A 26,535-nucleotide genomic window follows, 5' to 3' on the forward strand; every position below is an offset into this window, starting at 1 on the left:
CACTAACTCCTCGGAGTCAGGCTAACCGTCCCTGGATAGGAGAACCTATCCATTTAGGCTAAACGAATCGCACACCGAAAACGATATTACTTCTGGCTCATCAGAATTTATTTGCCATGATTATACACCGTATTCCAGGTTCATAAAGTAGTAGGGACAAGGCAATGCCTTGTCCCTACGGGGATTCATGGATTAGGGGTATACTTCACAAACAACGTGGAATCTGCAGTAAGATGTTTGGTTTCACCCTTTTTTGATTCGCCAACAGTCTCTTAATCCATCGTCCCTACAATATTCTCACCTAATTAATTAGCTCGATCGCACTAGAGGAGAGCAAAATCTGTGGCAGTAATCACGCTTGCAGGCACATTGCTGAGAGTTGCCAAAAGTTGCCCGGAACCAGTAACTCGGATGAGGGTAGAACTATTCTCGGCCACAATGCTTAGTTGGGAGAAATCCAGACCACCCATTAAGCCGATCGAATCGATACCGTATTGAAAGTCTAAAATAGTCTCGCTGCCGAGGTCAATACCCAACATAAATCGATCGTTCCCGGTGCCTCCAATCAGAGTATCATTCCCTTGATCTCCAAACAAGAAATCGTCCCCAGCACTGCCAAGCAAACTATCCTCATCCTTACCGCCGTAAAGAGTATCGTTCCCGACCTCCCCATTGACAGTATCCTGACCTTCATTGCCAAACAGCAAATCGTTGCCCAAACCGCCGCATATTTGGTCTTGTCCGCCAGCAGAACCAATGGGAAGAGGGCTACCAATATCCCCGTACACTGTATCTTCCCCCTCGCCACCGCAGATAGTATCACTTCCTTCATCGCCAAACAGCAGGTTGCTGCCCAATTCGCCGAAAACTAAGTCATCGCCCTTGCCGGCACGCACTGTATCATCACCGTCACCGCTGGCGATCGTATCTTGATTTTTCTCCCCGCTGAGGAAGTCATCGCCCGCCAAACCAAACAGCAAATCATTGCCAGTCAAATCCGGGTCGAAGGGGTTAATAGTTCCCCCGTAGATAGTATCGTTACCCTGGTCGCCAATTAAAGTATCGCTCTCCTGGTCGCCAAAAATAATGTCGTCATCTTTGCCGCCGTAAACAACATCTTCGTTCTTGCCCGCAAAGATTAAATCATCTCCAGCAACCCCGTTGAGGTAATCATTACCCTCATTTCCAAACAGCAAGTCCCTGTCTATATCTGGGCCAACCGGGAAAGCACTGTTAAGTCCGCCGTAAATATTATCATTGCCCCGCAATCCTGCCAACAAATCATCGCCGTCAAAACCATTTATTTCGTCACCGTTATTAGTGCCGATAATAGTGTCGTTGCCGTTAGTACCGTTACGGGTATTCGTGACAGAATTTGGACCGCGAATACTGCTAATACTGGGTAAAACAATTTGCGAACAAATGCAGTCAGCATCTTGTCCTTCTTGCGGTGGTAGTGGTGTTGGTGTTGGTGTTGGTGTTGGTTGGGCTTGGGCGAAGGAATTGCCAAAGTTAATATTGCTAACATTAGTGCCGCTGACAGCAATAATATCAGCAGGATTGGCAGTAGTTTGCGTCCAACCAGGTTGATTTACTTCCCGCACTCGATAAGTTCCCGGTCCTAAATTAGCGAAACTGTAGCCGCCCAAACTATCAGTTGAAGTGTTAACTTCTCCAGCATCTAAAGAGTTATTGCTGTTAGCGTCAAGGAAGATTTGCCAGTTCGGCAAGAGCGGTTCTTGAGTGTCCAAAACCCCATTGTTATTGAGGTCATTAAACTTGCTGCCGCTAATGCTAATATTTTGGAAATTGCCAAAATTAATTCCACTACGACTTTCGCCACTGCCCAGATTAACCGCCGCCGGATTAGCAGTAGTTTGCGTCCAGCCAGTCTGCTGCACTTCCCGCACATTGTAGGTGCCGGGATTGAGATTGTTGAAACTGTAATTACCAGAATTGTCAGTGGTAACAGTAGTTTCGCCCGAATCTAAAGAGTTGTTCGCGTTCGCATCGAGGAAAATTTGCCATCCCGAAAGACCAGTTTCCTCGGCATCCTGAGTACCGTTGCCGTTGCCGTCGTTGAATTTAAGACCGCTGATGCTGCTTTGTTGGACGGGAGTCGGAGGCTGAGGCGGAGTCGGAGTCGGAGTCGGCGTTGGTGTTGGCGGGACTTGTTGGTTGCCGAAATTGGCAGTGGAAGTTTGACCTGGATCTAAGGGAACGGTTCGGGGGTTAGGGGTGGTTGGTGTAAAACCTGTCGGCACCACTTCCCGAACGTTGTAAGTGCCGGTTTCCAGGTTGGGGAAGCTGTAGCTGCCATCGGTACCGGTAGTAACTTGGGTTTCTCCAGTGTCTGAAGTGCCGTTGTTGTTAGTGTCAAGGAAAATCGTGACGCCAGGGATGCCAATTTCTCCGGTATCTTGAGTGCCGTTACCGTTGGTGTCGTTGAATTTAAGGCCAGTTATGGTGCCCGTCTGGAGGCTATTGCCGAAATTAACTGTAGCAGGAGTCGTTTCACCTGCTGCCAGCGTCACTGAAACCGGATTGGGAGTAGTTGGCTGGCTTAATGACGGTACAACTTCCCGAACGTTGTAAGTGCCGGAGGGCAAGTTGGGGAAATTGAAGCCGCCGTTAGCATCGGTAGTTGCCGAAGTTTCTGTGGCATCGAGAATGCCGTCGTTGTTAGTGTCGAGGAAAACAGTGACTCCGGGCACACCAACTTCTCCGGCTGCTTGAGTGCCGTTGCCGTCAATGTCGTTAAATTTTATACCAGTAATGCTGCCGAGTACAGCGGGTATGGTTTGGTTGCCGAAATTCACCGTAGCAGGAGTAGTTTGACCTGCTGCCAGCGTCACTGCAACTGGATTGGGAGTAGTTGGTTGGCTGTTTGGCGGCACGACTTCCCGGACGTTATAAGTACCGGAGGCCAAGTTGGGGAAAGTGAAGCTGCCGTTAGCATCGCTGGTTGCCGAAGTTTCTGTGGCACCGAGAATGCCGTCGTTGTTAGTGTCGAGGAAAACAGTGACTCCGGGCACACCAACTTCTCCGGCTGCTTGAGTGCCGTTGCCGTCAATGTCGTTAAATTTTATACCAGTAATGCTGCCGAGTACAGCGGGTGTCGATCGATTGCCGAAATTAACTGTAGCAGGAGTAGTTTGGCCTGCTGCCAGCGTCACTGCAACCGGATTGGGAGTAGTTGGCTGGCTGTTGGCGGGTACAACTTCCCGAACGTTGTAAGTGCCGGCAGGCAAGTTGCCGAAAGTGAAACTGCCGTTAGCATCGGTAGTTGCGGAAGTTTCGCCGGCACCGAGGATGCCGTCACCGTTGGTGTCGAGGAAAACTGTAACTCCGGGAACGCCAAGTTCTCCGGCAGCTTGAGTGCCGTTGCCGTCAATGTCGTTAAATTTGATGCCGGCGATGGTACTCAGCGGTACTGCTATTGCTTGGTTGCCGAAATTAACTGTAGCAGGAGTAGTTTGACCTGCTGCCAGCGTCACTGCAACCGGGTTAACCGTAGTTATTTGGCTTCCAGCCGGTACAATCTCCCGGACGCTGTAAGTGCCAGCAGGCAAGTTGCCGAAAGTGAAACTGCCGTCAGCCCCGGTAGTTGCGGAAGTTTCGCCGGCACTGAGGATGCCGTCACCGTTGGTGTCGAGGAAAACTGTAACTCCGGCGACGCCAAGTTCTCCGGCAGCTTGAGTGCCGTTGCCGTCAATGTCGTTAAATTTGATGCCGGTGATGGTACTCAGCGGTACGACAACGGGAACAGGCTGTGCCGAAAATTCAGAAGTGTTGCCGGCGGCGTCTGTTGCTGTCGCGGTGATTAATTGGCCTGCGGTGACTGCTGCTGGGAAAGTTTGATTGAAAGCAGCGTTGCCGGCGGCGTCAGTAGTTACCGGGATAGAAGCGATAAAGGTTTGACCTTGGGTGTCGGGGGGGGTGTTAGCAAAAAATTGCAGGGTGAACGTGGTATTGGGCGTGCTGTTGTAAGTTCCCGCGACGGTGACGCTGCCGCCACTGGCGGTAGCGGTGGTGAGTACGGGGGTGTTTTGGAGGTTGTTTGCACCAGTGTCGGCGTCGCCGGGATCGTTGGCGGTGATGCTGTCGTTGCCGAGGTCGATGCCTAAGCCAAGGTTGGCGAAGATGGAGTTGTTTTGGATGCTGTTGCCGGTACCAGATGCAACAGCTACGCCGATATTACCGTTGTTGGCGATGATATTTCCTTCACCTGCTGCTGTACCGCCGATCGCATTATTAGTTGCTGCAGCGGTAATCTGTACTCCGATTGAGCTATTGCCTAAGGGGCTAGTACCGTTGGCTGCAACGCCGATGAAATTGCCGCGCAAAGTGTTGCCTGTTGCAGAGGCGCCTGTAATCTGGACGCCTAAACCTGCGATGGGACTGCTGTTACCGGAAATGATATTGCCAGCGCCTACGACACTACCGCCGATCGTATTGCTGGGTGCATTGTCTACAACGACGCCAATAATGTTTGGCAAGGCAGCAGTGCCTGCGGCGTTGGTGCCGATGTAGTTGCCGAGTACCGAGTTGAGAGTGGCATTGGCGTTGAGAATTTGCACGCCGAAACCGTCATTGCCGGAAATGATGTTACGATCGCCCGCACCAGTCCCGCCGATCGTGTTGCTGGCAGCATCCTGTATGAGCACGCCAGTCAAGGTGTTGCCCAAGTCTGCGGTGCCGTTGACATCCGTGCCGATGAAGTTCCCCACGACTCTGTTGCCTGTGGCAGCGTTGCTGGTAGCAGGGGCGTTTTGAATCACTACACCGAAAGCATTATTGCCGGAAATGATGTTGCGCGCACCAGCAGTATTTCCGCCGATTGTATTGTTCGGGGCATTCTGTACCATCACCCCAAAACCGACGTTGCCCAAGTCTGCGGTACCGTTGATGTCGGTGCCGATGAAGTTGCCCAGCACAGTGTTGCCTGTGGCTGTCGCCGCATCGATAAATACGCCAGCACTGCCATTGCCAGAAATCAAGTTGCGATCGGCTGCGTTAGTCCCGCCAATCGTGTTGTTGGGCGCACCTTGAACCTGTATGCCAGTGCCGCCGTTTGCCAATGCACCAGTACCTGCGGGGTTCGTACCTATGTAGTTGCCTCGGACGATGTTATTTGCTGCACCGGTATTGTTGAGCCATACGCCGAAAAGACTGTTGCCAGAAATGATGTTGCGATCGGCTGGTGTACTTCCGCCGATCGTGTTGCCCGGTGCATTGTCAACCACCACGCCACTGACGTTGGGCAAGGCAGCAGTCCCTGCTGGATTGGTGCCGATGTAGTTGCCCCGCACTAAGTTTCCCGTCGAAGTGTTGCCTGCGATGAAGATCCCGGAGTTGGTGAAGCGATTGATCGTGAGTCCTTGGACGGTGCTGTTGCTGCCGATGATTAGTATGCCGTTGATTCCAGGCCCGGCACTGGCTCCACTTAGCTCAATTAGTAAGTTGCCCGAAGTCGCCCCTGGTTGGCTGAAACCGTCAATGGTTACGGCCGCAGTAATTGGTGGTAAGGAACTCAGGGGCGCGATCGTCTGAACGCCTGCGGCGGGAATATTGAAATTAATAATATCCGCCCCAGCAAGGGCATTGGCTTGAGTAATTGCATCTCGCAGCGAACCAGGCCCAGAGTCAGCGGTATTAGTAACAGTAAAAGTAGCCAATGTATGCGCGTAGTTGGCCATTACCTCCGGCTCGAGCGCCAATCCTGTTTTAATAGCTCCAGTAGCGTATTCAAGTATCCAGTTTCCGCCTTTTTGGGCGCTGCCCGTAATATCTGAAGAAGCAGCAATATTAGCTTTTGTTAACTTGCTCAGCTTTTGTACAAAAGCTTCTCCTTTTTCACCTGCTGCTACGTTGCAACCGTAAAGCAGAATTTCAAATCGATTTTTAATTGAGTTGACAGATGACGAAAACCACCGTTTCAAGCAGTCACGATATGTTTCTAAATTGTCGAAATTCAGGCTAGTTGGCCCTAGCTGCAAACTTCCCGATTCCCCGTGAGAAATAATGTGAACGCTTTCTATGCCTTTGCGGATCTGCAGTGCTTCGGCAATTTGTTCGATGCCGTCCCGCGTGCGATCGACTAAAATTATTTCCATCCCCGCTTTAACACCGACCGCCAGACTCTGCCAATCTTCAACTGCTGAATCTACGAATACTATTTGTTGGTTTTTCATAATTACCTTTCCCTCATGCACCTAGTTAGGTTTTCAAAATGTTGTTTCCGTGCGATGATAGTCGCTACTTCAATTCACCACAAATACGGCAACCACAAAACCCGCCTTTAACTGAGTAAAAGAGTTGTACAGACAAAGCTTTACGATTATCTATTTTTGTGATTCTTGTAAATCTGTTGGATCTGGAAAGTTACTCGATCGCACTTTTTCATTCTCAACTTAAAAAAAACAGACCCCAGGTACAGCTAGCTTGTTCCCGATTACGGAAATTTTTCCAAAAACGTAAGTATAATTTACACAACTTAATGTTCGGTTTTTTACTAAGTACACTTTGGTGAAAAAGAATCCAACTCTGTATAAGTTCCAAACCCAGAGAGTGGTAGGTATCCAGCAATTCTTCAATCTCAAATCTCCAGTCTCGAATCTCAAACCGCAGGGCTGGGATTTTGGCAAATTCAGCGTGTCCCTCATAACATAGAGGAATAGTCGCCTTCATGGCATCATAGAAACTTGTCCCTCACATAATTGAAATAGATGACCGCTCAAAACTCCCCTGTTTCCCCCGTCACTTGGATGGAAGACCGAGTTCTGCTAATTGACCAAAACCGACTCCCGAAAGAATACGGTGTAGTCGAAATTAGCCGCTACGAAGATATGGCTGAGGCGATTAAAACTATGATAGTCCGAGGTGCTCCGGCGATCGGGGTTGCCGCAGCCTACGGGATGTATTTGGGGGCGCGAGAAATCGAAACGGGCGATCGTACCGAGTTTTTTACTAAATTAGAACAAGTTGGCGAGTTATTGCGATCGACTCGTCCCACGGCGGTTAATTTGTTTTGGGCAATATCGCGAATGCTCAAAACTGCCGAGAGAACTAGCGGTTCTGTCGAACAAGTGCAAAAAACTTTGTTAGAAATGGCCAAAACCATTCAAGCAGAAGACTTGCAAACTTGTAAAGATATCGGCGACAAAGGTTTAGAAGTTCTGCCAGCTACACCGGAAAAATTGAACTTACTAACTCACTGCAATGCAGGTGCGTTGGCAACAGCAGGCTACGGTACTGCTTTAGGTGTATTTCGTTCTGCTTGGCGAGAAGGAAGACTCGGAAGAGTTTTTGCAGACGAAACTCGGCCCCGTCTCCAAGGTGCAAAACTGACCACTTGGGAATGCGTGCAAGAAGGAATTCCTGTCACATTAATAGCCGACAATATGGCCGCTCACTGCATGAAACTCGGCATGATTCACGCAGTAGTTGTCGGTGCAGACAGAATCGCTGCTAACGGCGACGCCGCCAATAAAATTGGCACTTACAGTTTAGCAATTGTTGCCAAAGCTCACAATGTCCCCTTCTTTGTCGCCGCCCCTCTGTCTACCATTGATTTTGAACTTTCCGACGGCAGCCAAATCCCCATTGAAGAACGCGATCCAGTTGAAATGTATCAAGTTGGAACTACGCGGATTTGTCCTGTGGGAGTCGAATTTTACAATCCCGCTTTTGACGTAACTCCGGCGGAATTAATCTCAGGAATTATTACTGAACACGGCACGGTTGCTCCTGGGGCGTTGAAACAGTTTCAGGCAAAACAATTAGTTTAATTGTATGTTTCTCAACCGCTCATTCCGCCTGTTGCCTGTGAAATTAAGCATGATTCCTAGCAGCCGCAACTGGCAGCTCAAAGTTGCGATCGCAGCTCTAACTCTGCCAGTTGTTTTCAGTCCTGTCTCGGAAGCTCAAGTGTCACAAACGCTTACAGCTAAGGAATCACAAGCGCAAAAATTTGTGGGTTCGATGAATAAAGCTCAGCAAGTTTACTATGCTGAAAAAGCCGGGTTTACAAGTTCTGTTTCCAATCTATTGGTTTATCTCGGTCTCCAAGTTAAACCTGACGCAGCCAATTACAGCTACTCGATCGGCATGGTGAAAAAAGGTGCTGTATTTAACTACGGAGTATCGAAGCAAGCTAATCTCAAAAGTTTTGTGGGGGGAGTATTTTTGGTGGGAAACAAGACCCAAACAATCTTGTGTATAAATGCTGCTCCTGGCAAGACTAAACCCGCTAATCCAACTAATACCAAAGGGGTTTTAGCCTGCGGTGCTAATACAGCCAAAGTTACTCAATAAATTATGTCTAATTTACTGGGTAATTTAGCAAATAACTTGATAGTAAATGCAGATTTAGCTAAGCAATTGCTGGAACAAGAAGCTACTTTACTAGATGCTCGCGCACCTATTTTAAAGTGGTTTTGTCGTCTCCCACCAGCTATTCCCGTAACTTGGCAGGAATTTTCGCGATCGGACTTTCCCCACAAGGGAAAAATTATCGAAAACAACACAGTTTTAACTCAAAAACTGCAAGCAATTGGTATTTGTCAAGACAAACCGGTCATAGTCGTTGCAGATTCGGTGAAAGGGTGGGGCGAAGACGGGCGAATTGTTTGGATGCTGCGGACTTTGGGACACGAAAAAGCAGTTTTTGTCGATGGAGGATATGGGGCTTTTATCAAAGCTGGAATTAATCGAGTAAAAGCAGCAAACAATCCACCGCAAACAGGAGATTTTGTAATATCTCGCCTCTCGAATTGGGAAATTCAACGGGATGAATTGAAAGCTATTTTAGGAGATGATAATTTAGTAGTTATTGACGCCAGAGAGCCGCGAGAATATGCAGGTAAAACGCCTTACGGAGAAAAGCGGGGCGGCCACATTCCCGGTGCGGTTCACCTCTATTACAAACAGTTAATGGACAAACAGGGACAACTGCTGAGTCGTGGGGAGATTGTCGCTATTTTGCAGCAAAAAGGAGTTTCGCAGTCAACTCAAATTGTGAGTTATTGCTCCGGAGGAATTCGCTCTGGATGGTTGACTTGTGTGTTGACAAATGCAGGATTTAATGCTAAGAATTATGCAGGTTCTATGTGGGAATGGTCGGCGTCGCCTGCAGATAGCTATCCCCTTTCAATAAGCCTTTCAGGGGCTGGCTAGAAGCCCAACCCCTACTGCCCACAATAAAATTTAATGTTTGTGGAACAGGCCAGAAAGCCTGTTCTTGAGAATGGTATCTGAATTCAGATTCAACCTATTAACTACAAACGATCGAGGTTGAGAATTTCAACCGACTTGTTCGATATACTGAGCGAGATCGTCGCGCAGGCGGCTGAGTTCGGCTTCGGTGGTGACGCGCACGCGATCGTCCCGAACCGTAATCAGCACTTTCGCAGCAAAAGGAGTTGGCCAGATATTCGGGTTGCAGAAAACTTCCAAAAATACATCTCCTGCATACCGATATTCCATCGGTTTTTGGGGAGAAGCTTTAGCGCCAGCGGTTTTGGCTGCTACAGCTTTCAAGCTTTCCATCAAAGCTGCAATTTCGCTTTGCAAATCCCGCGCGGCTTGCGGGGAAAAGCTAAAGGAGACAGAACCTTCGACTAAATTCAGTGTCAGCGGAGAAAGAGACATGGGCAATGAAATTTAACATACTATTGTTAATGATAAAAAATATAGTAACCCAAAAGAAGTACATTCCAGCTCAATTGGACGGCGAAACTGGTATTAATTAAAAATTGTCTCAAGAAGCTAGGCTAAATTAATGAATATAAATCTAGTCGCAAGCTAGATTCAGCAATACTTTTAACCTTTTATGACTTGATAAGCTTTAAACTAGAAGCCAGAAAACTTGACGGCTGAGCGAGGATATTTTATGGTTGCCGATAACCGTTCCGAAGTCCGCAAGGTTTTAATAATTACTTTATTACTAAATTTGCTGGTGATGGCAATTAAAGCAGCCGTGGGATGGCTGACTGGTTCCCTCAGTTTGCTGGCAGATGCTTTGCACAGCGTCACGGACAGCGCTAATAATATTTTAGGATTGGTAACTAATCATTATGCCAATCCGCAGCCCGATCGCGATCATCCCTACGGACACCAAAAATTTGATGCTCTCGGAGCTCTGGGAATTGCTGCTTTTCTGGGAATTGCCTGTTTTGAAATTCTCAGCGGTGCTGTCGAAAGGCTGATTAACGGGGGTAAAATTGTCAAAATATCCCCAAATGAACTGTGGATTTTGCTGATTGTACTGGGGATTAATATTTTTGTCACTTTTTACGAGCGCAGAGTTGGCCAACGTCTCGGTAGCGCGATTTTAGTGGCTGACGCTCAGCACACGATGAGCGATGTTTGGGTGACAATTATGGTGATCGGCGGGTTGATTGGTGTTTGGCAAGGGCAGGTTTGGAATATACCTCAATTACAATTCCTGGATGTGTTTTTGTCTTTTCCTGTGGCTGTTTTGGTATTTAGCAGCGGTTGGAAGGTTTTAAGAGAAAATCTGCCTTGGTTGGTGGATGAAATGGCGATCGCACCGGAAGTTATTCACGCGATCGCGATCGATGTACCGGGGGTTGTCAACTGTCACTCGATCGCCTCCCGTGGCGTTGTAGGGCGTCAAGTATTTATTGATATGCACATGATTGTGGATGCTGTGGATGTAGAAACAGCTCACCGGATTACAGAAGAAGTAGAAGCCCGTTTGGAAGAACGTTTCAGCCCTGTACGCATCTTAATTCACGTTGAGCCGCCGGCTTACAAATCTGACCAAATTAGCTACGATTCTGAAAAATGAAGGCACAACCAGTGATTTTGACACGGATACACGGATTAATTGAAGAATGGGGAAAGTATTTTTACTTACCGCAATTCCTCCAATTTTTTAAATCCTATCAATCGGGTTAGAGCGATCGCACTTAATTTAGTTGCTGTTTTCCACAGGAAAAGGGGGGTTTTCCACAGAAATCGGCAAGTTTTCCACAATAGATCGATCGGCTGTCGTCGATTTCTGTCTTTCTATTTGTATAAATTCCAAGTATTTTGAATTTCTGTAGCCATTTCCCCCCGCAAATGCCAAGGTAGCAAAATCTCCACTTTTGAACCGAGAGCTCGCAGCCATCTCAACAGGTAGTGCGGATGGAATTTTTACTTTATTTTATCTGGTGCTAGCCTATCTACTCTCGATCGTAGGGGAAATTCTCCTACTCTGTTTTAGCCGACGATTCTCTTAATTCAGAGAAAGATGAAGAAATGTTTCGATCGAGTTGGATTTGGGGGTGTGAGTGCGATCGGGCCTGAGTTGGTGAAAAAGCGATCGCCTGCTGCCAAAATCAAAATTCAAGCCTCCAAAATCGAGCGATTCAGCCATTTCAAAACTGCATCGATGAGATTCGGATGGTTAGGAGAAATGCGTTTTACATTGTCGCATGGTCGATCGGTGATGATTGCGATCGTGCCTCCAAAAGCACTCAGTGCAGTTAGAAAAGGTTCGGTGAATTCGCGATCGATTTTAGAGTTGTAGAACACCAAAGCAACTCGTTTTTCTAGGTTTCTCAAATTCAGTCGCCAATAGGCTTTGAGCAGTGGCATAGTTGTGGGTGTTCCTTCTTGTCGTTCTGGACAACCTTGCTCTACCATTTGGATATAGATATCAGTGGCAGGATTATCTAGAGGATTAAATTCGCTACCATCAATACAAATCAGTTGTACTGCTTGATCGAGTTCTTCATTATGGGAAACCGCAGACTGAAGGACTGAAAATTGGTCAACGTTGTTGAGAAGTTGAGGAGTAGAAGAGTTAGCAATAGAGATGTTTTCAGATCCCTCTAAGTCAGTACAGGATGGTTGAACACAACAAGCGTCATAAAATTCCGTATAACTCAAGTGATTAGCACAATGCCAAAGCACTGAATGAGCAATTATATATAAATCCTTGTCCAAGTTAGCAACTGCATCTTCTACATAATCCTTTAGACCAAAAACTAGCCTTTGCAGTTGTGCTTTGTGAGTAATTTGTTTTAATCCGGCGGCAAGAGACCATTGAATTTGACTGTCTTTTAAATTTACGGTTAAGTTTACTAATTTATCAATAATCGATTGTTTTGATAATGTTTCAATTTTAATCAAAATTTTAATACAAATAAAGCGTAATGTATGATCTTTATTTGAATAATTTCAATTAATTTATCAATAACTTCAAAATGAGTTTGTTTGATTTTGGCGATCGCAATTTCTTTGCTATTAGATAATAATTTTGTAGTAAAACTATTTTGCATCAAATTTGTAAGGTTTAATTTTTCGGGATCGCTAATTAGTGAAACAAATTCAACATATTGTTTTTCCATGAAATAATCTTCTATATTATTTTCTGTATCGTTACTTGTGGTTGAATTTAAATCCTCGGTTGAATTTAAATCCTCGGTTGTATTTTTATTTATATAGTTTTCTATAACTAAACTTAGAAAATCAATGAATATCTTATCTTTGCTACTCTGGTAGCCTACTCTTTTAAAACGCTCATACATTGTTGTAGTTTGAGAAAAAATTTGTATTACAAAATAGTAAAAATCTTTTTTTGATTCTATCAAAAAAATTATTTTTTTAATGATTGACGGGTTCTCGAAAATTTTTGGATAGTTCGAGCTTGCCATTACTAACATTTGAGCATAAACTATAGATTCATGTCTGTCTTTTTCATTCGCAATTAATTGGATTAACCTCTTAATAATTTTTACAATAAAACCTTGTGTTTCCAAATATTCAACCAAAGACATAATGATTATTTGATCTTGTGAAGTATATAACAAATCAATGATTGCTTCGTTGACTTTTGAATTATCAATATCAAGTCTCTTGATTATACTGACAGCAGGAGTAATACTGATGTAATTGTCTCGATTTTGACTGATGAAATCAATCAAAGCATCCAATACTTCTTGATTGTTGACTAAAGCGTTATGATTTATGCTTAGTTTGTCTAAATGTGAAATAGCTAGAAATTGAACTGTATAATCTTGACTGTTTAAAAATGATATTAACTTACCAATAACCACTTTGTCCAAAATGTTATAATCAATTAAAACCTTAACGATAGAAAAACTTTGTAATTCATCTTGCTCATCTTCTTTCAATAAAGCATCAACTAAAAAATCAGCCGCAATTTGCTTGAAATTATCATTTTTTAAAGCTATTTTTGCCACTTCTATGGCACGTCCCTCACGATCGTCTTTTAATAATTTAGGGATTAATACTTTTAAGCATTCATGCTCCGGGTTGATTTTAAATAAAACTTCTAAAAGGCTAGATAGTTTGTAGAGTTCTAAATCAGTATTCTTATTTATGACTTCACTTATAATATCACAGGCTTCTTTGGAAGCATAATATTTTAACGATTCAATGATGAATTCCTCATAACCAGGAAACCATAATTTGTATTCTTTTGTTTGTATACGATCATCCAAGCAAACGAAATACACCCATCCAGCAATAAATTCTATTTTGCCAGTTTGACACCAGTAAACTATATTTAATGGTAGCAGCTTAAGCCCATACATATTTTTCCATTTGTCTTCTTTAAAATTGGTTGTTGTGTCGATCAAGTCTTTCTTTAACACTGCTGAAATCTGGGAGCTTTCTAACCATAATATAGCTACTTCTAGCCATTGGCTTTCAAAGATTCGATAGCGCTCCATGAAACATTTATAATTCTTAATTACTAAAGATGCAAAATATTCCTGGAATGTAGGATGAAAGAATGCGTAAACAGGTTCATGTTTTGTAGCTTCCCAATCTACCAAGTTCAGCCAACCGAGATCCCTGGCTAATTTACCAAGTTTGTAGCCCATTTCTTGATGAATTAAACTCAGTGACAAACGAAATCGAGTATCACTATCCAATCCTGCTATAGACAAACGACCGAGGGCTTGATGTAATTCTTTTTGCAAACCTGGTTCAGTCGCCCAATCAATACCCGATTGCGCTGGTTTCCACTCATAGAAATCGCAGACAAAGTATTTATATAGTTCTGCTTTAGTTTCGGGTAATTCGGCTTGTTTATTGTTGTTGAATATTTGACACAGTAGAGATAACCTAAGCGGATTTTTTACGAGTTGGCGGATGCGTTCTTTTTGCGGTTCTTGCAGCTTTTTCTGTAACTCCTGTCCCCGTTGAATATTTTTTGCTTCAGCAAACCACTGCTGAATAAAATCATCTACTTGCTCTGGTTTAAACTCCTGAGTTTTGTAAGTATCAAAACCTGTGAGGGGATTGTTGACACGGGCATCCCAAACATTGGTTCGACAAGTCAAAACAACCCGCACATTACCCAACCAATCAGTAAGCTGGTTTCTGATTTCCTGTAAGGACAAACAACTATTCGCCCCTACAGCCATTTCATCGACACCATCGAGTAATAGCCAAATTCCACCTTGACGCAAGCGTTTTTGTAGAGATGTTTCATGAAACTTCTCTACATCAATATCGGGATAAACCAGAGAAATTGCTTCTGGCAACCATTCCTGAATAATGTATTCTTTCAGTGTCTTTCCTTGCAAACTTGCCAGCGCAATGCAAATCGGCAAATCTTGATTATTTTCCTGAATGTGAGTGGCGATTTTATCTAACAGCGTTGTCTTTCCTGCTCCTGGTTCGCCCACAATAGCAATATGCTTATTTTTTCCTGTATGGTTTTGTCCAATAACGTCAGTCATGAATTCATCATGCTCGTAAATTCGGGTAACAACTTCCGGTTCTAATTGATGCACCAGTTCCATAGGCACATTGCCACTGCGACGCTGCTGCTGTTTCCGTTCGATTAATCCTAGTGGTACAAAAACATTAACTTCAAATCCCCTTTCTGTCGCTCTCCGTCTAAAGCGTTGCTCCTCTTGCTGTTCCTTTAACATTTCTTGGCCAACTCGCTGCCAATCAATGGCAATGTTTGGCTGTGGATCTCGCTTAGAATTCTGCAAGTTTGAGTCATGTTCGGCAATAAAGTTTATGGGTTCAAATTCTAATGCTTTAAGAATTGAGATGACAGTACCGCGATCGGGTGGCGTACCTTCAAGAAAGCGTTTAACCGTACTAAGATGCACATACGCCTGCCTTGCAAGGTCTTCTTGAGACCAACCTCGTTTATCTGGATTTAGTGGCTTTTCCAATTCAGCCATCCGTTGACGAACTTTATCCAAACCTGCGCCATCAATCCGAACACTGCGAGATGCCATAGTTTGACTCATTGCTAACAACCAAAGTGGATGAAATTGAGAATTTTGCATCAGTTGCATAGCCCGCCAGGGGTTTAAACCCCTGGCTCATAGCGAAAGTCCTCTAAAAGAGGACTAAATGCTGACCCAAAAAAGCGCTCTTCAGTCCACTTAAGTGGACTTTCGCTATTAGCCGTGGACTTGAGTCCACGGCGGGACAACAGCACAGGCGCAAAATCTCAATCAAAACTATCCCTAGCATAGTCAGCATCAAGTTTCTTGACCAGTTCAGATCAGTTCACTTTTTTCTGAACCGTTTTGCTCTGGAGAAATCCAGTTGACCCCAATAGGCTTGAATCATTAAGACTCAAAGGTTCAGCTTATGACAGCCTTCCAACTCAGCCTTTTCCCAGACGAGCCACCCACTCCCCTCGACTCCCTTAACAAAAAGAGAAGGGTAAAACTCCCATCCCAACCAACTGTAATAGAGCAATCCTGCACAACCCATAGATCCGCACAACTGCTGGAGGTATCCACCACAACTCTCTACCGCGCTCGGAAAGAAGGCAAACCTTACCAGAAGGGCGCTTGGACTGCTACCGCTCTTGGTGCAAACGCTTGGACAGTCGTCTACAACCCCTTTAATTCCCACTAACCCTAATCGGAAACAAAACTAATGCTATACGCCTTTGACTGTGACAATTCTTTGTCTTCATTTCCCCAATTCCAAAGCGGAGAAATCATCAACGAGTTAGAAACGATCGCTATCGATATTCTAGAGATGATTTTAGGCGATCGCTTCCGTTACTGTCCCCAAGTTCCCCTAGAAATGATCTGTTCTCGTCGAGAAACTTTCCCCCGTCTTCCCATTGAACTTTGGAAATTTTGGGTGAGTTCCAGAGTCGATATCGCCTTGATGGAACGCGGCTGTCGTGCTAGTCGCAAAGCCAAACTGGTGATAGAATGTCAATCTCATTGGCACGATCGCCCAGAGGTGCAGGTGCGCGATCGCAAAAAAGCCCGACTCCTTGCATCTGTTGGCGTTCCCTTAGTATACCTGCGACAAATCGATCTCGATCGGCGCTTCTATCGTTTCTACACTCCCAATAGACAAAAAGAAGTCTTCTACAACTCAATTACCCAACAAGGACGGACAGAACTGGAAGCATTTTTGCAACACTATTCAACACAGTTGACAGTTGACAGTTGACTCTTAGACTATAATTTTTCTGTGTAAGTCCTGTAATTAACACAGGACTTACAGACGGCATCTATCCAAATCGAAAATCAATAATCGACAATGGTATTACTCCCACTCGATCGTTCCCGGCGGCTTAGAAGTAATATCGTAAATCACCCGATTCACCCCCTTAACCTCATTCACAATCCGATTCCTCATCAGTTCCAACAAATCGTAAGGAACCCGCGCCCAATCAGCTTTTGCTCTGATCTACTGAATACCTTGTACCACATACAAATGGAATATGCTGGGTGATTAGAAATACCGATCGCAAATAGGACAAAGGTACAACATGGGTGGGAGTTGTGCGGACAAGCTTTACTTTATAAAATGTTAAAAAATGTGCATTTCGGACATTTTTTAAATATAAGTTGGTGGCACAATTATCTATCTCTAGCCCTGGGCAGATTAATACCTTTATAACCGGGTTTTTTACCATTGTTAAAGGCTAATTATGCAGTTTGTTTGTCCATCAAACCCGGTTTCTGGCAACCCGTGCGTCCAGGAGTATATCTTCCTTTACAATCGTGACTTGATTCCGATTTGTGGTATATTTCCTGGGCGAGGGGATTTTTTAGGACAATGTTCGATATGAAACGTTTAAAATTAAAATCAATGCTGGCGGCGGCGATCGCGATCGCCCTTTGTTTAATTGCGATCGCCAGCTACGCCCAAGCCAACAAGACTTTAACACTGGCGACTTCCCCAGACTACCCGCCCTATGAATTTAAAGATACGGCTGTTAGCGGCAATGAAATCATCGGTTTTGACATCGATATTGCCAAATATATTACTAAGAAATTGGGCTACGAGCTGAAAGTAATTGGCATGGATTTTAACGGCTTAATTCCCGCTTTGCAGGCGGGAAGAGCCGATTTTGTGATGGCTGGAATGACTCCCACAGCAGAAAGGAAAAAAAATGTTGCTTTTTCTGACCTTTACTACGAAGCTCAAAATACAATTGTCGCCAATAAAGGCAGCAATTTGACCAAAGCTGAAGATTTAGCCGGGAAGAAAGTAGGCGTTCAACTCGGAAGCATTCAGCAGGAAGCTGTGAAAAAAATGCCCGGTGTGCAATTGGCTGCTCTCAATAGGATTCCTGACATCATTCAAGAAATTAAATCCAACCGCATCGCCGCAGGAGTGATCGAGGATACTGTCGCTACGGGTTATGCAGCAGCGAACCCGGACTTGGAATTTAACACAATCCCGAATACTGAAGAAAGCGGTTCGGCGATCGCCTTTCCGAAAGGTTCGAGATTAGTTCCAGAATTCAACCGAATCCTCCAACAAATGAAAGCCAGCGGTCAAATTAAGGAACTAGCTACTAAGTGGTTTTCTCGACCAATTCCGCAAGAACCTGCTCAAGCAAATCAGCCTGCGGTAGCGCCCAAGTTCGGGTTAGATTTTGGGAAAATCGTGCCGAGTTTACCTTATATTTTGTCCGGGCTTGGGGTAACGCTAACTTTTACCTTGCTGTCGGCATTTCTCGGATTTATCTGGGGAATCGTCCTGTCTCTGTTTAAAATTTCTAGCATTAAACCGCTGTTCTGGTTTGCCACTGCTTACACCTCAATTTTTCGCGGAACACCGCTAATTTTGCAGTTGACTTTAGTTTATTTTGCAACGCCGCAGCTTACGGGGTATAATATATCGGCGCTGCAAGCTGGCGTGATTACTTTTTTCCTCAATTCAGGGGCTTATATTTCCGAAACAATCCGCGCCGGAATTCAAGCCGTAGATAAAGGTCAAAAAGAAGCCGCAGAATCCCTTGGCGTTCCCTACAAACTGATGATGGGCGATATTATCTTGCCGCAAGCTTTGAAAAATATTTTGCCTGCATTGGTGAATGAAAGTATTGCTTTGCTGAAGGATTCAGCTTTAGTTTCAGTAATTGGCGTAGAAGACTTGCTGCGCCGCGCTACAATTGTGGGAGCAGAAAAGTATATTTACTTTGAACCTTTGATATTCGTCGGCGCAATTTATTATTTGATGGTGCTTAGTTTAACTTGGGGGGCCAATGTACTCGAACGCAGACTCCAAACTAGCAGTTAAGGTCGATCGCCTGTATAAATCTTTTGGCAATCTGAAGGTTTTGCGCGAGATAACTACTGAGATTCATAAAGGAGAAGTGATTGCCATTATCGGCCCTTCGGGGTGCGGCAAGTCTACTTTTTTGCGGTGTTTGAATTTACTGGAAATTCCGACTTCTGGACACATATACATTGACGGAGTGGATATTACTTGGCCGAAGGCAGATATTATGAAAATCCGCCAGAAAGTAGGGATGGTTTTTCAGCATTTCCACTTGTTCCCGCACATGACTGTGCTGCAAAATGTGATATATGCGCCTGTAAAGGTGAAGCAAATTGCTAAGGATGAGGCGCGTCTGAAGGGGTTAGAATTGCTGGAAAAAGTGGGTTTGTCAGATAAGGCCCAGGTTTATCCTTCTAAGCTTTCGGGGGGACAAAAACAGCGGGTGGCGATCGCCCGCTGTTTGGCGATGGAACCGGAAATTTTGTTGATGGACGAACCGACTTCTGCACTCGATCCAGAAATGGTTAAAGAAGTGTTAGATGTGATGAAAGCTTTGACGAAAACGGGAATTACAATGGCAATTGTAACTCACGAAATGGGTTTTGCGCGGGAAGTCGCCCACCGGATATTGTTTCTCGATGGCGGAAAGGTGGCGGAAGATGTGCCGCCGCAGGAGTTTTTTAGTAACCCAAAGTGCGATCGCGCCAAGCAATTTCTGGAAAAAATGCTTTAATTCATATAAGAATTAGAGTTTTTAACCGCAGAGGACACAGAGGACACAGAGAGAGTTAGAGGAGAAAGAGAAAGTTGCGGTAGGGTGCGTCAGTTTGAGATGCTCGATCGCCACGGAAAGTATAATAATGTTTATCCGATGATTAACGTGGTAATTCTGTTAGAAAAATGAGAGAATTCTTTGAATCACCTGGGTATTAAAATCTTTCGGAAAGCGGTGTCTTTCCTGAGCGTGATCGAGAAAGAAAGTCTTGGGATAATAAGCAAGACCGGCTTCTATCTCGCTAATCTTTTCTAATAAGGGTTCGATCTGATCGATTTTGTCGGGATGGCGATGTTGGATGAGAGTCGCAGCATTCCTAAAATGCCGCCCCTCATCCTGCGTCACCAAATGTCCTACGCGAGCAAAGCCGTTCCCATAGTGTTGGTAGAATTCTTTAATATCCCGGTGATAAGACCACACGGAACCCATTTCGTCAAACATTAAACCAACTAGAATGGTGAATTCGTTCTCAATCAGAAACGAGATCGGTTCGAGTTCATGCACCCGGCTCTGGTTTTTTTGGTCGATCGCCTCTAGGGACAAACCTGATACCATGTGATAGACCTTACGTAGAGCAACGTAGTGCCGTAATTCGTCTTGCAGCCAAAGTTCGATCGCACTCATGAATTCTAACGAGAACTCCGAACTGCGAGAGAGGAGGTGCTCGTAGAGTGGCTGACTGTCTCCCTCAGAGAACACATCTCGGCTAAGGAGATCCATAAATCCAGCCTGAATTGTAGGCGCGACTTCGGGAATTTTTAACTCATCGGCAATAAATTCATCTACACTCCACTCACTGCTAAGAATCGGAATTCCTCGGACATCATGAGTTTGTAATTTCATAGTTTTTCTGATTAGAAGTTAAGTATTCACCAGACGATCGCTCACGATATGCGGAACGATTAAGCAATGTCGCCCGGTGATCGGATTGGTATCTCCGCGCAATACGATGCCAGATGGAGTATCGCCCACAATCCAGGAACCTACGACGAAGTGGTAGCCAAAATATTCGGGCAAGGGTTGATAGGACTGAATAATGAATCCTTCGCGATCGTAGCCCATCGCCTCGCGGGCGTGAACGGCTCCGGCAACAAAATCGCCTGTTTCAATAGAAACCCCAACACCTTCTAGACCGACGAGGGGCTTTTTGACGTGCATTTTGGTCAGTAATGCTGTGGATTCGAGCGAGATAGTATCTGTGAAGAAAGTGGGTAGCAAGAATTGAGCGTAAACTGGGTGGTTGCCAAATAATTCCCACATCCACACCATCGATCCTTTATTGCTTAAAATCTGTTTCCACAGCGGTTCAATGATTTTCACGTCCCCTGCTATCAGGCGCGATGCTAGGGCTTCATCTGCGTTAAAAGATTGGCTGGCGAGTTGCAAATCCAGCCAATCGACGATTTTCCACAGCCGCAAGATCCGATTATTAAATTGATCGACAAAAAATCCTTCTTCATCCACGCCCAGATGGTTACGCAATCCTACAAGTTGGGTGAAAAAGCGATCGTTTTCCAATTCTTGATTAATAATTTCGACCAGTTGTCCTGCCATCTCGGTATCTTCTGACAGATGCTCGTCAATTAACAAGCTCAGCCCGAACTGCTTTAAATCATAATGACGACTTAGAGTGCGGAATCGACCCGCAACTTCGTCCCAAAAGTTGTTGAACTGATTGGCATCGTTGGGAAGCGATCGCAAATCTCGGCTTTGTTTTTTCATGTCCTCTAACCACAGCCATTGATAGACTGTTTCTGCACCCAAGAGAGGAGTTTCGCCGTTGATTTCTAGAAGGCTAATTTTTCCATCTTCAGTGACGGCAAGATCTAAACGGGTATAAAGAGACATATCTTCTGCTTCGTCAACCCGATCCCACGAAACCTGAATTGCTTCCCAGAAAGCAGGGGGAATAGCGAGTTTTTTCATCCGATTTTCTAGGCCATCAGCGGTAAAAAACCAGTCCAAAAACTCCCGGCACATATCCCAAAGAGCCTCAGTAGCATCCCAGATACTCGCCTCTTCCTGGCGCGAAAACATCACCCCAAAGGGACGGTCTAAGGCTTCTGCCCAGTAGCGTTGGTTGATATCTGCAAGAGGCTGACATTGGTAGGCGTTATCTAATACGTGCTGTTGCCAGTTGCGCCGTCGCTGAAACAAAAAGGGATACATGGATGAAGCACCTAGCTAGTGACACTGGAGAATATGGAAAAATAGAGAAAAATCGGTCTTGGTTACTTTCCTCCGCCTCCCAAAGGAGCCGTGGAACGGACTGCGCTACCAAACCTCCCTCGTCCTTTGATGGTTCCCTGAGCTGCGTGGCCTGGGGGGCGATTTGGGGTGTCGCCACTGGAGGAAAAGTAGGGAGAATCTAGCGGTATGCCCTGTAGGGGACGAGCAATCTGGGTTCTATCTGGAGTTACAATTCCGATGTGGGAGCGGTAAACGGGTTGCACTGGATAAACCGTGTAGGAGCCGCCGTTGACGCCGTTGACCACTGTTGGAGGGGCATCATCATCGACATCATCGGTGAAATAGAAGCCGCCGAACTCTGGTCGCCATCCGGGGGTAGCAACGCTGGAATTCGATACCTGCGAGCAAATGCTTGCTGTGTCTTCTTGGCATTCTGGCTGCGTGCGATACACGGGCGTAATGCGTTCGTATTCCTGCATTGCGTATCGGAACTGGGCCTGACACTGCTCTTTGGTGAACCCGTTGCTTTGGTTAGTCGCATCTACAATACATTGCTGTTCGGATTCGTAGTAGCGTACTTCGTTGGGTTGGTGCAACATGGTATAAGCAAGATAGCCTAATCCACCGCTCGCCAGTACACCTGATGTAATTAGAAGGTAACGAATTGTTGTCGTTCGATTGTTGTTATGAGTCATGGCTAACCGGAGGTTAGAGTCGTTATTTCAAAGAATTTGTAATGTGATGAATTTGCTGCCACTGAGATGATTGGATTTACACGGTCAGCCAAAGTTCAAGTAATTTACCTAAGTCTGTGAGTGGGCACTCTCGACTTTGATTATAGCTTTTACTACATTGCCCGATTCAGGGATTCCTCGAACGCAGCATATTATATTCCTCAAATATTTTATTTCAAATTCACCTTTTTTTACTGCGCTGATTTCGCTGCCGATCGAGCTTCGCTAAAAATGCACCGGAAACATCCGCCAGAATGCTAATTATCCGATACAAAGCCACGGCACTCAGAATTATACCCGTAGAAAAGCGATCGGACAGCAGGGCGATCGCCGTTGCTTCAAATACTCCCATTCCCCCCGGTGCACCCGGTACAACTAAACCGACAACAAACGCAAAACAAAAAGCACCGAACAAGTTGGGAATATTGCTAAAGTTCACCGGAGTTAAAGCCGTTACAGTTAGCAAAAAACCGCAGCCCCGCAATCCGATAAAACACATTTGTCCGATTAACGGCACTAAAGGATAGCGTTTAATTGGCAAATTAATTTGGCGGCTGGACTTGACATTCGATGTTTTTTTTGCTATATTTGAGGCAGACTCTACACGAAAATTCAGTTCCTCGCCTGCCTCCTCCCCAGTATTTGAAATTTCCCCATTATTCTTTGATAACTTCAACTGCTCTACAAATAGAACGATAGGATTTAAAATTCGGGGATGAATCGCCGTTAAAATAGCAGCAAAACCGACAAGCCGCCAAAACCAATTGAATTTGTCAAAACAAATCAACCCAATCAAAACGCCTGCCGAAGCCATCAGCAGCGGTTCCAGCAACACGCTGAGAGTAGCAGCTTTCGGGAAAATGCCGGCCTTTTTTGCCTCCAATATTCGACCCCAAAAATGCCAAATATTCCCCGGCAAATACTTGGCAATATTAGTTTTGAGAAAAACTTGAATTGCCCAGGCGGCAGTTACAGGTTGGCGGAATTCCCGCAAAATCAACATCCACACCCAGCCGACAAAAATTAGAGACAATAAAGTGACGCCGAGGGCGATCGCCAGCAAGGGAAAACTTTCGGCTCGAATTTGGATATTCGCGACTTCTCGCCAGTGAGTTAAAAAAGCTTTGGCAATAAATAAAAACGTCCCGCCCAAAATCAAATAGCGCAAATAAGGCTTTAAATGCGACTTCGCGATCTTCAAAAAATTCTGAATTCGATGCAATTGTGGTTTTCCCATTTTTTGATCCCGATTTTGAATTTGGGATTAACTTATAGTGTTTTAGATTTTATATTTTAGACAGGGTAAGGCGGAATTGTCGTTGATTTACACGGCACGATATGACGGAATAAATCTGTTTAACCTCACCTGTGCAGACCTCTACAGACTGTGCGTAATGCCCGCCTTACAGACTATTTAGAGCGTTTTTAACCACAAATTTAAATTTAAAATCTAAAATTTAGATCGATATACCTCGCTAGGAGTACATTTCTATGCCCGGCCCGAGCCCTGACGGTCTTTCCTATCTTTTAGATGATAGCCCCAATAGTTTCGCCTTGACTCCGGGCTTTTTGACTCCTTATCCTAACGGATTTTTTGCCCTCGGCGGCAACGATTTTATTATCGGTTCGTCGGATGCCGATCGCATCAGTGGCGATAATGATAACGATCGCATTCTCGGCGGCAGCAATTCCGATACCCTGTTCGGGGGTGCAGATAACGATGTGCTTAACGGCGGTGTCAGCAGCGACATCCTGTTTGGCGATGCCGGCAGCGATACCTTGCAGGGAGGTAAGGGAGATGACGCCCTCAACGGTGACTCCGGCAGCGACGTTTTAGTGGGCGATGGCGGCAAAGATATGCTGACAGGGGGTTTGGGCTTCGATGCCTTTGTCCTCCGCAGCGACTCCGCAGTCACCGATCCGGCTGCTGCAGACGTTATTACTGACTTTAACAGTTTTGTGGATTCGATCGGACTGACTGACAACCTTACCGAAGCTGACTTGATTCTCGAAGAAATCTCGATCGCCCCCGGTATTTCCAATACATTAATTAAAATTCGCCAATCCAATGCTATTTTAGGCTTGGTAGCCAACGCATCTCCACAAGACCTCGCCGATACATTCATCTCTGCAACTACCGTATTGGGCAACCAACTCAGCGAAGCTCGCGATTTAGGCATTTTGGGCGACACTCAAACGATCGCAGACTCGGTTAGCAACGCCCTGCCAGACAGCCTTTACCGCTTTACTTTGCCTGCAAATAGCGACTTTAAATTAACTGTCAGCGGTTTGACGGCGGATGTTGACGTTGCCGTGATTAAAGATATTAATGGCGACAATTCTATTGACTTCACCGATATTATTGCTTCTTCTCAAGAATTGGATTTATCGCCGGAATCGATCGACATCGACGGTTTAGCTGCAGGAACTTACTTTGTCCGAGTTTATCAATACCAAGGCAGTACAGATTTCACCCTAAATCTGTCTGCAACTCCTGCAACTGTTTCTCCTAACAACCCGAGCAACTTGCAAGGTTTTGACTCTCGTTTTGGGTTCGGTTTGGTGAATGCAGCGGCGGCAGTTGCTAACGCTCAAGGTACTGCACCGTTTCCTGACGTTCCCGACTTGGGCGGCGACGAGTGGGGCAGAGATTTAATTAAAGCTCCGGAGGTTTGGGCCCAGGGCTTGACTGGAGACGGAATTGTGGTGGCAGTTATCGACAGCGGAGTTGACTACAATCACCCGGATTTGACGGGGAATATTTGGAGTAATGCGGGGGAAACCGGTGTTGATGCGATCGGTCGCAATAAAGCTAGCAACAGGGTTGATGATGATGGCAATGGCTTTGTTGACGATTTCCGAGGATGGGATTTTGTCAATAACGATAATGACCCGATGGATGATAACAATCACGGTACTCATATCTCGGGTTTAATTGCTGCGAAAAAAGATGGGGTTGGGATTACTGGAACGGCTCCGACTGCGAAGATTATGCCTTTGAAAATACTTGATGGCGCAGGGGTGGGTAAAATTCGGGATGAAATTAATGCCATTAATTATGCGGTGGCAAATGGAGCGAAGGTGATTAATGTAAGTTTGGGCGGCCAAGAGTTGAATTATGAAGAATTGAATACGATTCGAGCCGCTGAAGCTCAAGGCGCGATCGTGATTTCGGCGGCAGGAAATGATGCTCGCGCACAAGCAGATTATCCAGCTCGGTTTGCCAATGAGGTAGGAATTGCTGTCGGTGCTGTTAGCCGAAATGGCTTGTTTGCGAATTATTCTAACCGGGCGGGTTCGGAGGCAATTAATTATTTTGTTGGTCCGGGCGGCGACGGTGGCACGACGGGTTCTGGTGACGTTTATTCAACTGTGTCACTTTCGGAACCGGGGATTCCCTATCAATATTTTGCGGGTACTTCAATGGCAGTGCCACAAGTATCCGGGGTGATAGCTTTAATGTTACAAGCTAATCCGAGTCTGACTCCTGCTGATATTAAGAGGATTCTTGCGGAAACTGCCAATCGATCGGTTTGAATTGGATCGGGTGCGATCGATCTACAATCCTCAATCTTCTACCAATTATTAAAAGCAAACCGTGGGGACACGGCAATGCCGTGTCCTACTCCCCGCGCCGGACATGGCATTGCCCTGTCCCTACAGACGCTTCCTTACAATCAATCTGTATCACTACTTTCGGCGGGAATTGGTATTAAAAATTGGCGGCGTAAGTTAAGTCAAATTGGCGGCACAGGGTGATGCAGCAGTAGCTTGGTCGATCGAATACTAACTCGTAATTCATCTGACCGTCTATTTTGGTGATCGGCTGCTTTAAGGGGATGCCCTGAATGTCGTATTGGCGGCGTTCTAAGGCACTCCAGTCGATAATTTTGAAGTCGATTTGGTTCTGCAACTCAGTTGCGATCAGATATAGGTGCATCTTGTCTTGAACTTTCCCAGTCAGGGGAACTTTTATTAACACTGACTGGGTGACGAGGGGTTTTTGGTCGTTGGGATGCTTCTGGGTGTGGCAGCTTTTGAGTTCTATATCGTAAGGTTCTACCTTGAATTTCTCTCCACTGGCGATCGCAGATGAGTGCAAATCTTTCAGGCACTTTTCTAGGTGAGGAATCAGCCCTAAGTCTGGATCACACAGCAGTTTACGAATGTTGGAGGTTTCAGTGACTGTCATTTGAGACTTTTGATGTTATTTTTTGATTCTTAACTTTTAGCTTAGCGCGAAAAGCAACCCTATTGAACTATACAGCACTTTGCTTAACAATTAGGTACAATAGTAGAGGTGGTAAAAAAGAGAAAAATGAAACCCTACTCCCTAGA

General features: G+C 45.3%; 20 protein-coding genes and 1 pseudogene. 9 read left to right on the forward strand and 12 right to left on the reverse strand.

Annotated features, from left to right (window positions below):
• Positions 1–323: 323 nt before the first annotated feature.
• Positions 324–6,194, reverse strand: coding sequence for an SdrD B-like domain-containing protein (locus QUB14_RS24595; RefSeq protein WP_333220225.1), 5,871 nt, complete (start codon positions 6,192–6,194; stop codon positions 324–326).
• Positions 6,195–6,728: 534 nt separating this feature from the next.
• Here QUB14_RS24595 and mtnA point away from each other — a divergent pair.
• From mtnA to QUB14_RS24610, 3 genes are read left to right on the forward strand one after another with little or no spacing between them, the layout of a single operon-like run.
• On the forward strand, positions 6,729–7,790 hold the full coding sequence (mtnA, locus tag QUB14_RS24600) for an S-methyl-5-thioribose-1-phosphate isomerase (RefSeq protein ID WP_333220227.1): 1,062 nt from the start codon (positions 6,729–6,731) through the stop codon (positions 7,788–7,790).
• 49 nt (positions 7,791–7,839) lie between these two features.
• Complete coding sequence (locus QUB14_RS24605) at positions 7,840–8,316, forward strand: type IV pilin-like G/H family protein (protein WP_333220229.1); 477 nt, start codon at positions 7,840–7,842, stop codon at positions 8,314–8,316.
• Positions 8,317–8,319: 3 nt separating this feature from the next.
• On the forward strand, positions 8,320–9,177 hold the full coding sequence (locus QUB14_RS24610; RefSeq protein WP_333220231.1) for a rhodanese-like domain-containing protein: 858 nt from the start codon (positions 8,320–8,322) through the stop codon (positions 9,175–9,177).
• A gap of 126 nt (positions 9,178–9,303) precedes the next feature.
• Here the strand turns inward: QUB14_RS24610 and QUB14_RS24615 are convergent, their stop codons facing one another.
• Complete coding sequence (locus QUB14_RS24615) at positions 9,304–9,651, reverse strand: hypothetical protein (RefSeq protein WP_015174783.1); 348 nt, start codon at positions 9,649–9,651, stop codon at positions 9,304–9,306.
• A 241-nt stretch (positions 9,652–9,892) separates the two neighbouring features.
• Here QUB14_RS24615 and QUB14_RS24620 point away from each other — a divergent pair, with 241 nt between their 5' ends.
• Positions 9,893–10,813 (forward strand): cation diffusion facilitator family transporter, encoded by a 921-nt coding sequence (locus QUB14_RS24620; RefSeq protein ID WP_333220233.1) that lies wholly within the window; start codon positions 9,893–9,895, stop codon positions 10,811–10,813.
• A 221-nt stretch (positions 10,814–11,034) separates the two neighbouring features.
• Here the strand turns inward: QUB14_RS24620 and QUB14_RS28820 are convergent, their stop codons facing one another.
• The 4 genes from QUB14_RS28820 to QUB14_RS24640 form a co-directional block, all read right to left on the reverse strand.
• Positions 11,035–11,112 (reverse strand): hypothetical protein, encoded by a 78-nt coding sequence (locus QUB14_RS28820; RefSeq protein ID WP_445251863.1) that lies wholly within the window; start codon positions 11,110–11,112, stop codon positions 11,035–11,037.
• Positions 11,113–11,245: 133 nt separating this feature from the next.
• Positions 11,246–11,386 (reverse strand): hypothetical protein, encoded by a 141-nt coding sequence (locus tag QUB14_RS24630; protein WP_333220237.1) that lies wholly within the window; start codon positions 11,384–11,386, stop codon positions 11,246–11,248.
• Complete coding sequence (locus QUB14_RS24635; RefSeq protein WP_333220239.1) at positions 11,356–12,144, reverse strand: NACHT C-terminal alpha/beta 1 domain-containing protein; 789 nt, start codon at positions 12,142–12,144, stop codon at positions 11,356–11,358. The genes QUB14_RS24630 and QUB14_RS24635 overlap by 31 nt, the downstream gene beginning before the upstream one ends.
• Positions 12,141–15,293, reverse strand: coding sequence for an NACHT domain-containing protein (locus QUB14_RS24640; RefSeq protein WP_333220241.1), 3,153 nt, complete (start codon positions 15,291–15,293; stop codon positions 12,141–12,143). Before QUB14_RS24640 ends, QUB14_RS24635 begins: the two co-directional genes overlap by 4 nt.
• Before the next feature lie 310 nt (positions 15,294–15,603).
• On the opposite strand from QUB14_RS24640, the gene QUB14_RS24645 reads away from it, so the two are divergent.
• Complete coding sequence (locus tag QUB14_RS24645) at positions 15,604–15,876, forward strand: hypothetical protein (RefSeq protein ID WP_333220243.1); 273 nt, start codon at positions 15,604–15,606, stop codon at positions 15,874–15,876.
• Positions 15,877–15,897: 21 nt separating this feature from the next.
• Positions 15,898–16,431, forward strand: a complete 534-nt coding sequence (locus tag QUB14_RS24650) for a DUF2726 domain-containing protein (protein ID WP_333220245.1) — start codon at positions 15,898–15,900, stop codon at positions 16,429–16,431.
• Positions 16,432–16,527: 96 nt separating this feature from the next.
• Here QUB14_RS24650 and QUB14_RS24655 read toward each other — a convergent pair.
• Positions 16,528–16,659, reverse strand: a pseudogene (locus QUB14_RS24655) (GMP synthase (glutamine-hydrolyzing)); the annotation flags it as partial.
• Between the two features lie 393 nt (positions 16,660–17,052).
• Between QUB14_RS24655 and QUB14_RS24660 the strand changes: the two are divergent.
• Together QUB14_RS24660 and QUB14_RS24665 are read left to right on the forward strand one after the other, a co-directional pair.
• On the forward strand, positions 17,053–18,516 hold the full coding sequence (locus tag QUB14_RS24660) for an ABC transporter substrate-binding protein/permease (RefSeq protein WP_333220247.1): 1,464 nt from the start codon (positions 17,053–17,055) through the stop codon (positions 18,514–18,516).
• The gene (locus QUB14_RS24665; protein WP_333220249.1) at positions 18,482–19,231 is read left to right on the forward strand and encodes an amino acid ABC transporter ATP-binding protein; all 750 of its coding nucleotides are present in this window, start codon (positions 18,482–18,484) and stop codon (positions 19,229–19,231) included. The genes QUB14_RS24660 and QUB14_RS24665 overlap by 35 nt, the downstream gene beginning before the upstream one ends.
• A gap of 159 nt (positions 19,232–19,390) precedes the next feature.
• Here the strand turns inward: QUB14_RS24665 and QUB14_RS24670 are convergent, their stop codons facing one another.
• The 4 genes from QUB14_RS24670 to QUB14_RS24685 all read right to left on the reverse strand — a co-directional run bounded on the left by QUB14_RS24670 (position 19,391) and on the right by QUB14_RS24685 (position 23,434).
• Positions 19,391–20,116 (reverse strand): hypothetical protein, encoded by a 726-nt coding sequence (locus tag QUB14_RS24670; protein ID WP_333220251.1) that lies wholly within the window; start codon positions 20,114–20,116, stop codon positions 19,391–19,393.
• 18 nt (positions 20,117–20,134) lie between these two features.
• Complete coding sequence (locus tag QUB14_RS24675) at positions 20,135–21,442, reverse strand: glutathionylspermidine synthase family protein (RefSeq protein ID WP_333220253.1); 1,308 nt, start codon at positions 21,440–21,442, stop codon at positions 20,135–20,137.
• A gap of 62 nt (positions 21,443–21,504) precedes the next feature.
• Entirely contained in the window at positions 21,505–22,158 is a 654-nt protein-coding gene (locus QUB14_RS24680) for a DUF1190 domain-containing protein (RefSeq protein WP_333220255.1), read from the reverse strand.
• 220 nt (positions 22,159–22,378) lie between these two features.
• Positions 22,379–23,434, reverse strand: a complete 1,056-nt coding sequence (locus QUB14_RS24685) for a UPF0104 family protein (RefSeq protein WP_333220257.1) — start codon at positions 23,432–23,434, stop codon at positions 22,379–22,381.
• 254 nt (positions 23,435–23,688) lie between these two features.
• Between QUB14_RS24685 and QUB14_RS24690 the strand changes: the two genes are divergently transcribed.
• Positions 23,689–25,734 carry a S8 family serine peptidase gene (locus tag QUB14_RS24690; RefSeq protein ID WP_333220259.1) on the forward strand — a complete coding sequence of 682 codons (2,046 nt, stop codon included), beginning with the start codon at positions 23,689–23,691 and terminating at the stop codon, positions 25,732–25,734.
• 175 nt (positions 25,735–25,909) lie between these two features.
• Here QUB14_RS24690 and QUB14_RS24695 read toward each other — a convergent pair whose 3' ends face one another.
• Positions 25,910–26,389, reverse strand: coding sequence for a hypothetical protein (locus QUB14_RS24695; RefSeq protein ID WP_190660196.1), 480 nt, complete (start codon positions 26,387–26,389; stop codon positions 25,910–25,912).
• Between the last annotated feature and the right edge of the window lie 146 nt (positions 26,390–26,535).

Source organism: Microcoleus sp. B3-D2 (genome assembly GCF_036705345.1).
Classification (GTDB): domain Bacteria; phylum Cyanobacteriota; class Cyanobacteriia; order Cyanobacteriales; family Microcoleaceae; genus Microcoleus.

What these genes read in the sequence shown, in the direction of transcription:
- QUB14_RS24595 (WP_333220225.1), bottom strand. Translation starts at nt 6,194, where the DNA reads ATGAAAAACCAACAAATAGTATTCGTAGATTCAGCAGTTGAAGATTGG.
- mtnA (WP_333220227.1), top strand. Translation starts at nt 6,729, where the DNA reads ATGACCGCTCAAAACTCCCCTGTTTCCCCCGTCACTTGGATGGAAGAC.
- QUB14_RS24605 (WP_333220229.1), top strand. Translation starts at nt 7,840, where the DNA reads ATGATTCCTAGCAGCCGCAACTGGCAGCTCAAAGTTGCGATCGCAGCT.
- QUB14_RS24610 (WP_333220231.1), top strand. Translation starts at nt 8,320, where the DNA reads ATGTCTAATTTACTGGGTAATTTAGCAAATAACTTGATAGTAAATGCA.
- QUB14_RS24615 (WP_015174783.1), bottom strand. Translation starts at nt 9,651, where the DNA reads ATGTCTCTTTCTCCGCTGACACTGAATTTAGTCGAAGGTTCTGTCTCC.
- QUB14_RS24620 (WP_333220233.1), top strand. Translation starts at nt 9,893, where the DNA reads ATGGTTGCCGATAACCGTTCCGAAGTCCGCAAGGTTTTAATAATTACT.
- QUB14_RS24630 (WP_333220237.1), bottom strand. Translation starts at nt 11,386, where the DNA reads ATGGCTGAATCGCTCGATTTTGGAGGCTTGAATTTTGATTTTGGCAGC.
- QUB14_RS24640 (WP_333220241.1), bottom strand. Translation starts at nt 15,293, where the DNA reads ATGCAAAATTCTCAATTTCATCCACTTTGGTTGTTAGCAATGAGTCAA.
- QUB14_RS24645 (WP_333220243.1), top strand. Translation starts at nt 15,604, where the DNA reads ATGACAGCCTTCCAACTCAGCCTTTTCCCAGACGAGCCACCCACTCCC.
- QUB14_RS24650 (WP_333220245.1), top strand. Translation starts at nt 15,898, where the DNA reads ATGCTATACGCCTTTGACTGTGACAATTCTTTGTCTTCATTTCCCCAA.
- QUB14_RS24660 (WP_333220247.1), top strand. Translation starts at nt 17,053, where the DNA reads ATGAAACGTTTAAAATTAAAATCAATGCTGGCGGCGGCGATCGCGATC.
- QUB14_RS24665 (WP_333220249.1), top strand. Translation starts at nt 18,482, where the DNA reads ATGTACTCGAACGCAGACTCCAAACTAGCAGTTAAGGTCGATCGCCTG.
- QUB14_RS24670 (WP_333220251.1), bottom strand. Translation starts at nt 20,116, where the DNA reads ATGAAATTACAAACTCATGATGTCCGAGGAATTCCGATTCTTAGCAGT.
- QUB14_RS24675 (WP_333220253.1), bottom strand. Translation starts at nt 21,442, where the DNA reads ATGTATCCCTTTTTGTTTCAGCGACGGCGCAACTGGCAACAGCACGTA.
- QUB14_RS24680 (WP_333220255.1), bottom strand. Translation starts at nt 22,158, where the DNA reads ATGACTCATAACAACAATCGAACGACAACAATTCGTTACCTTCTAATT.
- QUB14_RS24685 (WP_333220257.1), bottom strand. Translation starts at nt 23,434, where the DNA reads ATGGGAAAACCACAATTGCATCGAATTCAGAATTTTTTGAAGATCGCG.
- QUB14_RS24690 (WP_333220259.1), top strand. Translation starts at nt 23,689, where the DNA reads ATGCCCGGCCCGAGCCCTGACGGTCTTTCCTATCTTTTAGATGATAGC.
- QUB14_RS24695 (WP_190660196.1), bottom strand. Translation starts at nt 26,389, where the DNA reads ATGACAGTCACTGAAACCTCCAACATTCGTAAACTGCTGTGTGATCCA.